This window comes from uncultured Slackia sp., from assembly GCF_934630525.1.
In the GTDB taxonomy this organism is placed as follows: domain Bacteria; phylum Actinomycetota; class Coriobacteriia; order Coriobacteriales; family Eggerthellaceae; genus Slackia.
Window position 1 is genome coordinate 68,514 of record NZ_CAKTVX010000004.1, and the last position, 12,670, is coordinate 81,183.

Below are 12,670 nucleotides of genomic sequence, written 5' to 3' on the forward strand. Positions count from 1 at the left end.
TATGCGACAATCTCGCGGGTGCAGAACCTATGAATTGAAGAGTCGTCTGGCTTGTACAGGCGGCTCTTTTCTTGTATCCTTTGAAAGCTTGCGTTTTAGGCGTAGTGTGCCCGCAAGCGGTAATGTAGTTTGCCGGCGAGCGAGCTGCCGGCGAAGGCGGGGAAGTATCCCGCCCGAAAAGCGAAAGGATTCATCATGGAGATTAAAGACCTGGTGCCCGCAGAGGGCTCTACCAAAAACCGTAAGCGCGTTGGCCGCGGTCCTGCTTCCGGCCATGGCAAAACTGCTGGCCGTGGTATGAATGGTCAGCTGTCCCGCTCCGGCGGCGGCAAGCGCCCCGGCTTCGAGGGTGGCCAGACTCCGCTGGCTATGCGCCTCCCGAAGCTCCCTGGCTTCCGCAACTTCAACCGCGTTGAGTACGCTGCCGTCAACGTTTCTCGTCTCGAGCGCAAGTTTGAGGCTGGCGACGTCGTCGACGCCGAGTCTCTGAAGGCTAAGGGCATCATCAAGAAGCTCGACACCCCCGTCAAGGTTCTTGCTGGTGGCGAAATCACCAAGCCGCTCACCATCAAGGTTGACAAAATTTCTGCTGCTGCTGTCGCCAAGATCGAGGCGGCCGGAGGAAAGGTCGAGCAGTCTTGCTAACGTCCATCATTGATGCATTCAAGGTGCCGGAGCTTCGCAAGAAGATCCTGTTCACCTTGGGCATCTTGGCGCTGTACCGCTTCGGCGCGTACGTGCCGGTGCCTGGCATCCCCTTTAAAGAGTTCTCAGACGCTTTTGCTGCGAGCGGCGTGAGCATGACCATGCTCGACCTGTTCACGGGCGGCGCGCTGTCGAACTTCTCGGTGTTCTCGCTGGGCATCATGCCTTACATCACGGCATCCATCATCATGCAGCTGATGCAGGGCGTTATTCCCGCTGTGGGTCGCTGGGCGAAAGAGGGAGAAACCGGTCGCCGCAAGATCACCCAGGTCACGCGTTTCCTGACGCTGGGCCTTGGCCTGATTAACGCTGTCGGCTACCTCTTCCTGTTCAAGAGCTCCGCCTACGGTGTGGTGTTCACGAGCGAGGTCCCCGAGATCCTCACCGACATCATCGTCGTCTTCACGCTCGTTGCGGGTACCGCGTTCATCATGTGGATGGGCGAGCTCATCACGCAGCGCGGCATTGGCAACGGCATGTCGCTCATCATCTTTGTGTCCATCGTCTCTCGCGTTCCCGCGGCTATCTTCAGCAGCGTGAACCTTACGGGCGACACGGGCATGGGCATTGCGGTCACGCTGCTCATCGTGCTCGTGGTGCTGCTGTGCATCCCCGCGATTATCTTCGTGGAACGCGCTCAGCGCCGCATCCCGGTGAACTACGCCAAGCGCGTGCAGGGTCGCAAGATGATGGGTGGCCAGTCCACCTACATTCCCTTGAAGGTGAATGCGGCGGGCGTTATCCCGATTATCTTCGCGAGCTGCTTGATTTACTTCCCGGCTCAGATCGCTGCCCTGTTCAACATTGGTTGGCTCACCGCAGCGGCCGACGCCATGTCGACGGGTTGGATCAACTGGCTGCTTACGCTGGCGCTCATCGTGTTCTTCGCGTATTTCTACACCTCCATGGTGTTCAATCCCGAAGAGACGAGCGACAACCTGCGCAAGCAGGGCGGCTTCATCCCGGGTGTTCGTCCGGGTAGCGCTACCACGCAGTACATCAAGAACGTCATCAATCGCGTGACGTTGCCTGGTGGCCTGTTCATCGCGCTTATCGCGGTTGTTCCGTCGATTTTGTTCTACTTCACCGGCAACCAGCTTATTCAGGCGTTTGGCGGCACTTCGATCCTCATCATGATCGGCGTTGCGCTTGACACCATGAGCAAGCTTGAGAGTCAGCTGAAGATGTACAACTACGACGGCTTCTTCAAGTAATCGAAAATGCGGGCCAGGCGGCCCGCATTTTTATTGCGAAACTATGAGCCCCTCCGTGGGGCTCTTTTTGTTCGAAAATCACGTAGACTTAGTGCGGGGAAACGTAAGGAAATACCAATTCTCGAATAGCATGCGGAGGCGTTCCCTTTCATAATGCTGGGCTTGTTGGGCTATGCAGGGAAAGGAGCGCGGCGTGATCGAATCGAATGCTCGTGTTGGTTTCGTCGGCGCGGGCAAAGTGGGCACGGCCCTCGGCGAGCTTTTCCGGAATTGCGGTATCGCGGTTTCGGGATACAGTTCGCTGTTGCCAGAAAACGCGCAAACGTCGGCCGAGAAAACGGCGTCCGTTGCTTATGCGAATGCGGCAGAAGTGGTCGAAGCGTCCGACGTGATTTTTTTCACGGTACCCGACGGCGAGATTTCCAATGCCTGGAAGAATCTCGTGGCGTCGTATGGCGATGCGGCATGCGATGCGCTGTTCGGAAAAATCGTATGCCATTGCTCGGGCGCACTGCCCGCTGCCGCGCTTGTCGATGCAGCTGAATACGGCGCGAAGGCCGCTTCGGTGCATCCGCTTTTCGCAATCTCGGGCGGGGGAAGCGCCCAGGCGAAAATCGCCTCGGCACTCTTCACGCTTGAGGGCGACGCTTCGGCCCTTGCTACGGTGTCGGGCCTGCTTGGCGCATGCGGGGTTCGTCATAGAGAAATCGCTTCGAGCGACAAGCCGCTTTACCACGCGGCTGCCGTGTGCGCGAGCAATTTGGCCGTGGGCCTTTTCGCCAGCGCTCAAACGATGCTCGAGCGATGCGGCTTCGGCGCCGACGAGGCTCGTGGCGCGCTGCGGCCATTGTTCGTGGGCAACTGCGAGTCGATCGCCGAGCGCGGCCCCATCGACGCCCTTACGGGGCCCATCGAGCGCAACGACGCCGAAACGGTCGTGGGACACTTAATGGCGTTTCGGGAGGATCCAACGCTGTTGAAGGAGCGCGACGCGTATACGGCGCTTTCGCGCGTGGTGGTCGAGGTCGCCGCCGCGAAGCATCCCGAGAGGGATTATTCGCATATCGCGGAAATACTCAGGGCCGCACGATAGGTCCTGAAAAACGACAAGAGGGAAGGAAGGGTTTGAGGCGGGTGCCTCGGCTCTTAAAGAAAGGCGAATACCATGAAGAATACTGCTGCAACGTTTGCCGCCGCCAAGGCGAAAGGCGAAAAGCTCTCGATGCTCACCGCATACGATTATTCGACGGCGAAGCTCGAAGACGAGTCGGGCATCAACGGCATTTTGGTTGGCGACTCGCTGGGCAATGTTGTGCTTGGCTACGAGGACACCGTTTCGGTGACCATGGAAGACATGATTCATCACGGCGCTGCCGTTGCTCGTGGCGCGAAAAACGCGCTTGTGGTTGTTGATATGCCGTTCATGAGCTATGAAGTGACCGTCGAGGAGGCCGTGTGCAATGCGGGCCGTCTTATGAAGGAAGGCCGCGCGGGCGCCGTGAAGCTCGAGGGCGGCGTGCGTGTTGCTGAGCAGATTCGCGCCATCGTGAAGGCCGGCATTCCCGTTATGGGACATATTGGCCTTACCCCTCAGTCGATCAACGTGTTCGGCGGTTTCAAGGTACAAGGCAAGAGCGAGGAGGCTGCCCGCGCTCTGCTCGCCGACGCCAAGGCTGTTGAAGAGGCCGGCGCGTTCGCCGTTGTGATTGAAGCCGTTCCTGCGGCGCTTGCCCAAATGATCACCGACTCCGTTTCGATTCCGACCATCGGTATTGGCGCAGGCGCTGGTTGCGACGGTCAGATTCTCGTATACCAAGACATGCTCGGCATGTTCAGCGACTTCACGCCGAAGTTCGTGAAGCGCTACGCCAATGTGGGCGAAGTCATGCGTGAAGCGTTTGCGAATTACGCGGCTGAGGTCGCGTCGGGCGCGTTCCCCACTGAAGAGCACACTTACAAAATCAAAGATGACGTGCTCGAGAAGCTCTGCTAAAGAAAACGGCGCGGCGGCTTGAAGGAAAGCGGGCCGCCGCGAATCGATAGATTGCAAGGAGCGCCGGCGCGCTCAAACTTTGAAGAAAGAAGAACGATGAAGATCGCTTATACCGTGGAAGACGTGAAGTCACAGGTTCGCGAATGGAAAAAGGAAGGCCTTACGGTTGGCCTGGTGCCTACGATGGGCTATTTGCATGAGGGTCACGAGAGCCTCATCAAGCGCGCAGTTGCCGAAAACGACCGCGTTGTGGTGAGCGTGTTTTTGAACCCCACGCAGTTTGCCCCCAACGAAGACCTCGCGAGCTATCCCCGCGATTTCGAGGCCGATACGAAACTGTGCGAAGGCGCCGGTGCAGCGCTCGTCTTCCACCCGGAGCCGTCCGAGATGTACGCCGAAGACGCGTGCACGTTCGTTGACATGACCGCTGTCACCAAGGAGCTGTGCGGAAAGAGCCGTCCGATTCACTTCCGCGGCGTGTGCACCGTTGTGAACAAGCTCATGAACGTCTCTATGGCTGACCGTGCATATTTCGGCCAGAAGGACGCGCAGCAGCTCGCCGTCATTCGCCGCATGGTGCGCGATTTGAACATGAACGTTGAAGTTGTGGGCTGCCCCATCATTCGCGAGGCTGACGGCTTGGCGAAAAGCTCGCGCAACACGTACCTCTCTGAAGAGGAGCGCAAGGCTGGCCTCGTGCTCTCTCAGGCTGTGAAGTTGGGACAGAAGCTTGTCGCCGAGGGCGAGAAGTCTGCGGCAGCGGTTACGGGCGCCATGAGCGAACTCATCTCCGCCGAGCCTCTGGCGAAGATCGACTATGTTTCGATGGTATCGTGGGATTCCATCGAGCCCGTCGAGACCATTGAAGGCCCCGTGCTCGTTGCCATGGCGGTCTACATTGGCAAAACCCGCTTGATTGACAACTTCATTTACGAAGGATAATCTTCAGACTTCGCTCGGAACGCGCCGGGTGGCTCCGCTTGGGGCCACGGCTCGCTACCGTTCGCTTCGCTTGCTATGCGCTCGCCTGGCTGCGTTTAGCTTTGGACTAAAACCAATTTGAACGCAGACGGCCCCAATCAGAGCCACCCGGCGCGTTCCGAGCGAGGCATTCCCGAACTTGTAAAAAACGATTCGGCTCGAATAGCTGTCAGCGAGCGGAATCGTGGCGTGTCGAATCGGCGTGAAGCCAAGCCGCCGCGTATTGAAAATACGCAAGGCGAAGGCTGAACGTCGAAGCGACCGCCACAATTCCGCGCAGCGTCGAGCCGTATCGTTTGCCGAAAGGCAAACGAAAGGATGATAATGCAACTTAATATGCTCAAAGGCAAAATTCACCGCGCTACCGTTGTTCAGGCTGAGCTTGACTACGTGGGCAGCATCACCATCGACGAAGACCTCATGGAGGCTTCGGGCATTCTGGAATATGAGAAGGTCCAGATTGTCGATGTGAACAACGGCCAGCGCTTTGAGACGTATGTCATTGCCGGCGAAGCTGGCTCTGGCATGATTTGCCTGAACGGCGCTGCTGCACGCAACGTTTCGGTGGGCGACAAGGTCATCATCATGTGCTATTGCCAGATGTCCCCCGAGGAAGTGCCTGCCAATCCGCCGCGCGTCGTGTTCGTCGACGACGACAACAAAATCGCGCGTGTGACGCGTTACGAAAAACATGGTCTTCTGAAAGACATGGAATAGCAGCACGGGCCGCGCATGCGGCCTTCGTTGTTTATAATGCAGTGGTTTGAAAGAGTCGAATGGGGGAGTTCGATATGGTAGATCGCCAGCGCGATTTGGAAGGCAAGCGGGTTTTGGTGACTGCGGGGCCCACGCAGGAAGCCATCGACCCGGTGCGTTTTATTTCCAACCACTCTACGGGCCGCATGGGCTATGCCATCGCCGAGGTGGCGCGCGACCGCGGCGCGCAGGTGGTGCTCGTGAGCGGTCCCGTTTCGCTTGAGGCGCCTGAAGGCGTCGAGCTCGTGAACATCGTGAGCGCGCAAGACCTTTTCGATGCCGTGAGCGCCCGTTACGCCGAGTGCGACGCGATTGTCGCCGCCGCTGCTGTTGCCGATTATCGTCCGAAAACGGTGGCCGACAACAAGATGAAGAAGAAAGATGGCGATTTGTCCATCGAGCTCGAGCGCACGCCCGATACGCTTTCCTGGCTTGGCGCGCATCGTGTTGCCGGCCAGCGCTTGTGCGGCTTCTCGATGGAAACGTGCAATGTGCTTGAGAATTCCCGCGGCAAGCTCACGCGCAAAAACGTCGATATGATTTGCGCGAACAGCCTGCGCGAGGAGGGCGCGGGCTTCGGCACGGCGACGAACCACCTTACGCTCATCTCTCGCGAGCATGAGGTCGACCTGCCCATGCTCTCGAAGGCCGATGCGGCCGACGCGCTTTTGACGGAGCTGTTCTCGCTCGCCCCGCTCCCTGCGTCGACGGAAGGGGAGTAGCCATGCTGCTTACGGTTGATATTGGCAACACCAATGTGGTAATGGGCCTTATGCCCACGCGCGGCGAGCTCGCGAGCCAGCTGCGTTTTCCCACCGACAAGCGTCGCACGGTGCGCGAATTCATGGATGGTTTCGAGGCGCTCGTCGCCATGCACGGCTTCGATTTCTCCGATGTGACGGGCGCGGTTGTTTCTTCTGTCGTTCCTGAGCTTACCGAATCGGTTGTGGCCTCGGTTCGTGCGAAAACGAATCTTGAGCCGCTTGTGGTGAACTATCAAATGAATTTGGGATTCTCTATCGATATGGACACGCCTGAGCGTTTGGGCGTCGACATGATTGCCGATGCGGCGGGCGCCGTGAACGATTACGACGGCGCGCTCGCGATTTTCGATATGGGCACGGCGAACACGTGCTCGGTCGTGACGAGCGATCGCACGTATATCGGCTCCATTATTTACCCCGGCGTGGTTATCTCGCAGGACGCGCTTACTGCGCAGTGCTCGCAGCTGCCGTTCATCAAGTTTGAAAAGCCGAAGGGCCTTATTGGCAAGAACACCGTCGAATGCATGTATTCGGGTGTGCTGTATTCCAACGCAGCCACTATCGACGGCTTGATTGACCGCATCGCCGATGAATTGGGCGAACCTGTGACCGCTATTGCGACGGGCGGCGTGAGCCGCATGATCGTCCCCGCGTGCCGCCGAGAAATCGTGCATGACCCGAATTTGCTGCTGAAGGGGCTTTGGGATCTCTATAAGCTGAATGCCTAGCGGATTTTCCAAAGCCGCCCCGGCGCGTTTTGAATCTCGGAGTGATCAGCGCCCGTTGGTCGTTGGCGGTAAGATTCCGCGCATTGTCTGGGTTTTCTTCATGTATGCGTGCAAGCTGATACAATGGGGCCACTGCATAAGTTGAAAGGACTTACGAATGAATATCGTTTTGTTGGGCGCCCCGGGCGCCGGCAAGGGTACGCAGGCCGCCAAGCTGGTCGAGGAATTCGCCACGCCCCACATTTCCACGGGCGACATCCTGCGTGCTGCGGTGAAGAACCAGACCGAGCTCGGCAAGAAGGCCAAGGGCTACATGGATGCGGGCGACCTGGTTCCCGATAGCCTGATCATCGACCTCATGGACGAGCGCCTGCGCGAGCCCGACTGCGAGAAGGGCTTCATTCTCGATGGCTTCCCGCGCACCACGGCCCAGGCTGTTGCCCTCGACGACATGCTGGCCCGTCTCGAGCGTCCCCTCGACGCCGCCCTGCTCGTCGACGTTGACCCCGAAGTCATCATCAAGCGTCTCACCGAGCGTCGCTGCTGCAAGGAATGCGGCTACATCGGCACCGCTGCCGACGCCACCTGCCCGAAGTGCGACGGCGAGATGTATCAGCGCGACGACGACAACGAGGCCACGGTTCGCAACCGCCTCGACGTGTACGCCAAGAGCACGAGCCCCCTTATCGACTACTACAAGGGCAAGGGCCTGCTGAAGAGCGTCGATGGCGATCGTCCGGTCGACACCGTCTATGTCGACGTGAAAGCTCTGCTCGGCCTGTAATTCAGTTTCGAAACAAAACAGGGACAGTTTCCCCGTAAGTAACTGTCCCACTGCGCCTCCTTCGGGAGGCGCTTTTTTGTGGTGCGCATGGGGGCGCGGGCTCGAGCGTTCATTCGGCGCGTGACCTTGGGTATAATGCGCTCCATGCATGCTTTCTTGACATTACTTGGCGAGTTCATCGCCACACATCATGCGCGGTTGCGGCACTTCGCGAAGGTCGCCTGCGTTATTTTGCTGTGCGCCGCGGCGCTCGAAGTCGTGGTGTTCAACTTCAACCATTGGCGCAGCCTCGCCTGGCAGCCCATCACGGTCAACGAACAATCAAACTTGCAGGAAACCGCCGACGAGCGCCTGCGCATCTCGGCCATCGACAACACGATCGAGTTCGATTACGTCGGCGTTCCCGTGCATAACATCAAGCTTGATTTTTCGGGGAACCAGTCGGCGCAAAACGTGCCCGTGAAAATCTGGTTTACCGACGACGCGCACTCGACGTATTTCGACGACGATGAATACACGGCTGGCGTTCCGGTCACGTATGTCTCCACGAACAACGAAGAGAGCAAATACCTCAACATCAACGCTTCGGGCTCGGTGTACAAGCTGCGCATTCAGGTGGGCGTCGACGATGGGGAAACGAAGGTCACCTATCCTCTGTATATATCGAAGGTCGTGCTCAACGCGCCCGAACCGTTTAGCTTCAGCGGCGAGCGCTTCTTGTTCGCGGCGTGCATTATGGCGCTCATATATGCGTTCCGCCCCAAGTCGAGCCTGTATCGCACGCAGCTGCGCGAGCACCCGCGTCGCACCAAAATCGCCGTTATTGGCGTGGCTGCGGTGGAAATTTGGGTTGGCGCGGCGTTTCTGCTGTTCGGCACGAACCTCGTGGGCGTTGCCACGCAGCATTACAACTCGGGCTCGTGGGATGGCGTAAGCGTTATCAACGTGTTCGAATGCGGCGGCGAAAATGCGCAGCAATACGCTGAACTCGCGAAATCCATGACGCAGGGCAAGCTCTATTTGGAAGAAGAGCCGCCTAACTGGTTGCAGAATATGGATGACCCGTATGACCGCGGTGCCCGCGACCAGTTGGTGAAGGAAACCGGCGAGAACTACTTATGGGATACCGCATATTACGAAGGCCATTATTACGTGTACTTCGGTGTAGTGCCGGTATTGCTGTTCTACCTGCCGTTCTACCTTGTCACGGGAGCGAATTTCCCCACGGCGATCGGCGTGCTCATTGGCATGGCGTTTTTCATCGCGGGCCTTTCGGCACTGCTTGACCGCTTTGCCCGCTACCACTTCAAGCGCATGACGACTGGCGTGTTCCTGCTGCTGCAAATCGCGATTGTGACGTGTTGCGGCATGCCGTATTTGCTGAAGTTCCCCACGTTCTATTCGCTGCCCATTATGCTGGCGCTCGCGTTTTCGGTATGGGGCTTGTATTTCTGGATGGTGGGTCGTAGCCATTCACGTCCCGAGGGCTTCTATTTGGCGGGCTCGCTGTGCATGGCGCTCGTGGTAGGGTGCCGCCCGCAGCTCGTGCTGTTGAGCTTCTTGGCGTTCCCGTTGTTCTGGCGCATGTACATTACCGAAGGCCGCATTCGCACGGCGGCGGGCGCTCGTCAGTTTGCGTGCCTCATCGCGCCCTATATTGTGGTGTGCGCGGGCATCATGTGGTACAACAAGGCGCGCTTTGGCAGCCTATTCGATTTCGGCGCGAACTACAACCTCACGGTAAACGACATGACGAAGCGCGGCATGGCGGTGGGCCGCATCGCTCCTGCGCTGTTCGCGTATTTATTCCAAACTCCCGCGACCACGGGCGTGTTCCCTTATTTGCAGGCTGTCTCGTTCGACACCACGTATTTGGGGCAAACGGTAAAGGAAGTCACGTTCGGCGGCATTTTCGCCGTGCTCCCTATTTTGTGGGTGCTTCCGTTCGCCCGTCGCATTCTGCAAATGCGCATCAACCAGCGCAAGACGCGCACCGTGGCAGGCGTCATTGGCGTGCTCATTGGCATCGGCGTGCTTATCGCTGTGGCTGATGCGGAAATGGCGGGCATTCTGCAGCGCTATTTCGCCGACTTCAGCATCATGTTCCTTATGGCGGCGGTGCTGCTGCTGTTCATCGTGAACGAGAACATTGAAAACGGCTCGAAGGTGCATGCGGTGTTCGTGCGCGTGTTGCCCGTGGCGGTTGCGATTGGCGTGGCGTACACGGTGCTTTTGTGCATTACGGCAGAAACCGGATGGGTTTCGGATGCCTACCCATGGGCATACCAAGGCCTGCTCGAAACGTTCCAATTCTGGACGTAAGGAGCCTCTTCGGCAACCGCCGACGGCCGCCGGGCAGGCGGAAGGAGATATATGCAGAAACTTTTAGCTCAAATTGCAAAATTCGGTGTCGTGGGCGTTATCGCCTTCGTTATTGACTACGGCTTGCTCGCGTTGCTCACCGAAGCGTTCGGCGTGAACTACTTGGTGTCGGCCACCATCTCGTTCACCGTGTCGGTCGTGTTCAACTACGTGGCGTCGATGCGCTATGTGTTCACGCATAAAGAAGGCATGAGCCGCCGCCGCGAGTTCATCATTTTCGTGGTGCTTTCGGTAATTGGCCTTATCATCAACAACGCGTGCATGTGGACGGGCGTCGAGCTGCTGCACATTCATTACCTCATTACGAAAATCGGCGCCACGGCAATCGTCATGGTGTGGAACTTTGTGACGCGTAAGAAGTTTCTTGATGCGGGGGACGAAGATAGGTAATTACGCGGCTTGGGTCGTATTCAAATTGATTATGGCTCGAGAGCGCGGGGCGTGTGTTTCCGATAGATTCCGCACGAGCCGGAAGCCACTTGATGTGGCTTCCGTGCGAGTCAGGACTGACCGAAGCGGAAGCGCATGTCCCGTGGCCTCGAGCAATGGGTTAGGAGATACAAAATGGAAAATCGCGATGTGCGTGCTGAATTGGAGCGTTGGATTGCCAACGTGTCCGATGAGGAACTAGCGGCTGAGCTGGCCGAAATGAAGAAGGCGGCTGACGCGGGCGACGATTCTGCGGCGGTGGATGCATTCTTCCAAGATTTGGCTTTCGGCACGGCTGGCCTGCGCGGCACGCTTGGCGCTGGCACGAATCGCATGAATATCTATACCGTCGGTCGCGCCACGCAAGGCTTCGCCGATTACTTGAATGCGAATTTCGAGAACCCGAGCGTTGCGATTGCGCGTGACTCGCGTAACAAGGGCGAGCTGTTCGTGCAGGTGACGGCTGCTATCTTGGCCGCTAACGGCATCGTGGCGCACGTGTATCCGAAGATTTCCCCCGTGCCTACGCTTTCGTTCGCCGTGCGCGATCTTGGTTGCTCGGGCGGCATTTGCATGACGGCGAGCCATAATCCGGCTGCCTACAACGGCTATAAGGCCTATGGCCCCGATGGCTGCCAAATCACGAGTGAGGCCGCGAAGGCCATTTCTGCCGCCATCGCGAACACCGACGCGTTCTCGGGCGTGAAGACGATGGATTTCGCTGAGGCCGTGGCTTCGGGCATGGTGAAATGGATCGACGACGCAGTGCTCGAGCGCTATTACGATGCGGTTTTGTCCAAGTCGGTGAGCATCCTTTCCGCCGAGCAGGTCGCCGAGGCTCCCTTGAAGCTCGTGTACACGCCGCTCAATGGCACGGGCCTTGTTCCTGTGACCACCGTGCTCGAGCGCGCGGGCATCACCGATATCACGGTGGTTCCTGAGCAGCGCGAGCCCGATGGCGATTTCCCCACGTGCCCGTATCCCAACCCTGAAATTCGCGAGGCCATGCAGAAGGGCATTGACCTGTGCGAGGAAGTGCATCCCGACTTGCTGCTTGCCACCGACCCCGATGCCGACCGCGTAGGCGTGGCATGCAAAGACGGCGACGACTACACGCTGCTCACGGGCAACGAGATGGGTGTGCTCCTGCTCGATTACATCGCTCGCATGCGCAGCGAGCGTGGCGAGAAGCTGTCCGACAAGGTCGCGGTTACGACGATCGTGTCTTCCGCCATGGTCGACGCGCTTGCTGCGGAATATGGCTTCGAGCTGCGTCGTTGCCTTACGGGCTTCAAATACATCGGCGACATCATTACCGAGCTTTCCGATGCCGGCCAAGTCGACCGATTCATTTTCGGCTTCGAGGAAAGCTATGGCTACTTGTCGGGCAATCATGTGCGCGACAAAGATGCTGTGAACGCAAGCTTGCTCATTTGCCAAATGGCGCAAGACTATAAGCTGCGCGGCATGAACTTGGCTCAGGCCATGCGCGCGCTGTACGAAAAGCATGGCTGGTGGCTCAACCGCACCGTATCGGTTTCGTTCCCGGGCGCTGCAGGTGCCGAAACCATGCGCGGCATTATGGCGAAGCTGCGCGAGCAAGCTCCGAGCGAGCTCGCCGGTCGCGCCGTTGAAGCCGTGGTCGACTACGAGGGTGGCGTGAACGGCTTGCCTTCGGCAAACGTCGTCGAGTTCGACGTTGAAGGCGGCAACAAGGTTATCGTGCGCCCGAGTGGCACCGAACCCAAAATCAAGCTCTATGTGTTCGCGAAAGATGCCGACCGCGCTGCGGCCGACGCACTGCTCGACGCCCTTGAGGCAGCGGGCCGCGAATTGCTGAAATAAAGGTTGCATGGCGGGCGGCTTTCGGGCCGCCCGTTTTGTACGGAACGTGTGCGGGCTTCGTGCGGAGCCGTGTTGTTCCGAGCTCCGTT

General features: G+C 58.4%; 12 protein-coding genes. All 12 read left to right on the plus strand.

Features of this window, described 5'->3' with window-relative positions:
- The first annotated feature begins 195 nt into the window (after positions 1 to 195).
- The 12 genes from rplO (at position 196) to Q0D41_RS04930 (ending at position 12,581) form a co-directional block, all read left to right on the plus strand.
- Positions 196 to 645: a 50S ribosomal protein L15 gene (gene rplO / locus Q0D41_RS04875; protein ID WP_114614855.1), complete on the plus strand. Its 450-nt coding sequence runs from the start codon at positions 196 to 198 to the stop codon at positions 643 to 645.
- Positions 639 to 1,919 carry a preprotein translocase subunit SecY gene (secY, locus tag Q0D41_RS04880; RefSeq protein WP_114614856.1) on the plus strand — a complete coding sequence of 427 codons (1,281 nt, stop codon included), beginning with the start codon at positions 639 to 641 and terminating at the stop codon, positions 1,917 to 1,919. Before rplO ends, secY begins: the two co-directional genes overlap by 7 nt.
- Before the next feature lie 172 nt (positions 1,920 to 2,091).
- On the plus strand, positions 2,092 to 3,012 hold the full coding sequence (locus Q0D41_RS04885; RefSeq protein ID WP_367113810.1) for a Rossmann-like and DUF2520 domain-containing protein: 921 nt from the start codon (positions 2,092 to 2,094) through the stop codon (positions 3,010 to 3,012).
- A gap of 72 nt (positions 3,013 to 3,084) precedes the next feature.
- Positions 3,085 to 3,912, plus strand: coding sequence for a 3-methyl-2-oxobutanoate hydroxymethyltransferase (panB, locus tag Q0D41_RS04890; protein ID WP_294376025.1), 828 nt, complete (start codon positions 3,085 to 3,087; stop codon positions 3,910 to 3,912).
- 96 nt (positions 3,913 to 4,008) lie between these two features.
- Positions 4,009 to 4,854: a pantoate--beta-alanine ligase gene (gene panC, locus Q0D41_RS04895; RefSeq protein WP_294376029.1), complete on the plus strand. Its 846-nt coding sequence runs from the start codon at positions 4,009 to 4,011 to the stop codon at positions 4,852 to 4,854.
- A gap of 363 nt (positions 4,855 to 5,217) precedes the next feature.
- A complete protein-coding gene (gene panD, locus Q0D41_RS04900; RefSeq protein WP_288169301.1) occupies positions 5,218 to 5,610 on the plus strand; it encodes an aspartate 1-decarboxylase in 393 nt (130 codons plus the stop codon).
- A gap of 59 nt (positions 5,611 to 5,669) precedes the next feature.
- Complete coding sequence (gene coaBC / locus Q0D41_RS04905; protein ID WP_294376040.1) at positions 5,670 to 6,371, plus strand: bifunctional phosphopantothenoylcysteine decarboxylase/phosphopantothenate--cysteine ligase CoaBC; 702 nt, start codon at positions 5,670 to 5,672, stop codon at positions 6,369 to 6,371.
- Between the two features lie 2 nt (positions 6,372 to 6,373).
- Positions 6,374 to 7,141 carry a type III pantothenate kinase gene (locus Q0D41_RS04910; protein WP_294376041.1) on the plus strand — a complete coding sequence of 256 codons (768 nt, stop codon included), beginning with the start codon at positions 6,374 to 6,376 and terminating at the stop codon, positions 7,139 to 7,141.
- Between the two features lie 157 nt (positions 7,142 to 7,298).
- A complete protein-coding gene (locus tag Q0D41_RS04915; protein WP_288483194.1) occupies positions 7,299 to 7,925 on the plus strand; it encodes an adenylate kinase in 627 nt (208 codons plus the stop codon).
- Positions 7,926 to 8,081: 156 nt separating this feature from the next.
- The gene (locus Q0D41_RS04920) at positions 8,082 to 10,247 is read left to right on the plus strand and encodes a cytochrome C oxidase Cbb3 (protein WP_294376051.1); all 2,166 of its coding nucleotides are present in this window, start codon (positions 8,082 to 8,084) and stop codon (positions 10,245 to 10,247) included.
- Between the two features lie 51 nt (positions 10,248 to 10,298).
- Positions 10,299 to 10,697 (plus strand): GtrA family protein, encoded by a 399-nt coding sequence (locus Q0D41_RS04925; RefSeq protein WP_294376054.1) that lies wholly within the window; start codon positions 10,299 to 10,301, stop codon positions 10,695 to 10,697.
- 174 nt (positions 10,698 to 10,871) lie between these two features.
- Complete coding sequence (locus Q0D41_RS04930) at positions 10,872 to 12,581, plus strand: phospho-sugar mutase (protein ID WP_294376056.1); 1,710 nt, start codon at positions 10,872 to 10,874, stop codon at positions 12,579 to 12,581.
- The last annotated feature ends 89 nt before the right edge of the window (positions 12,582 to 12,670 follow it).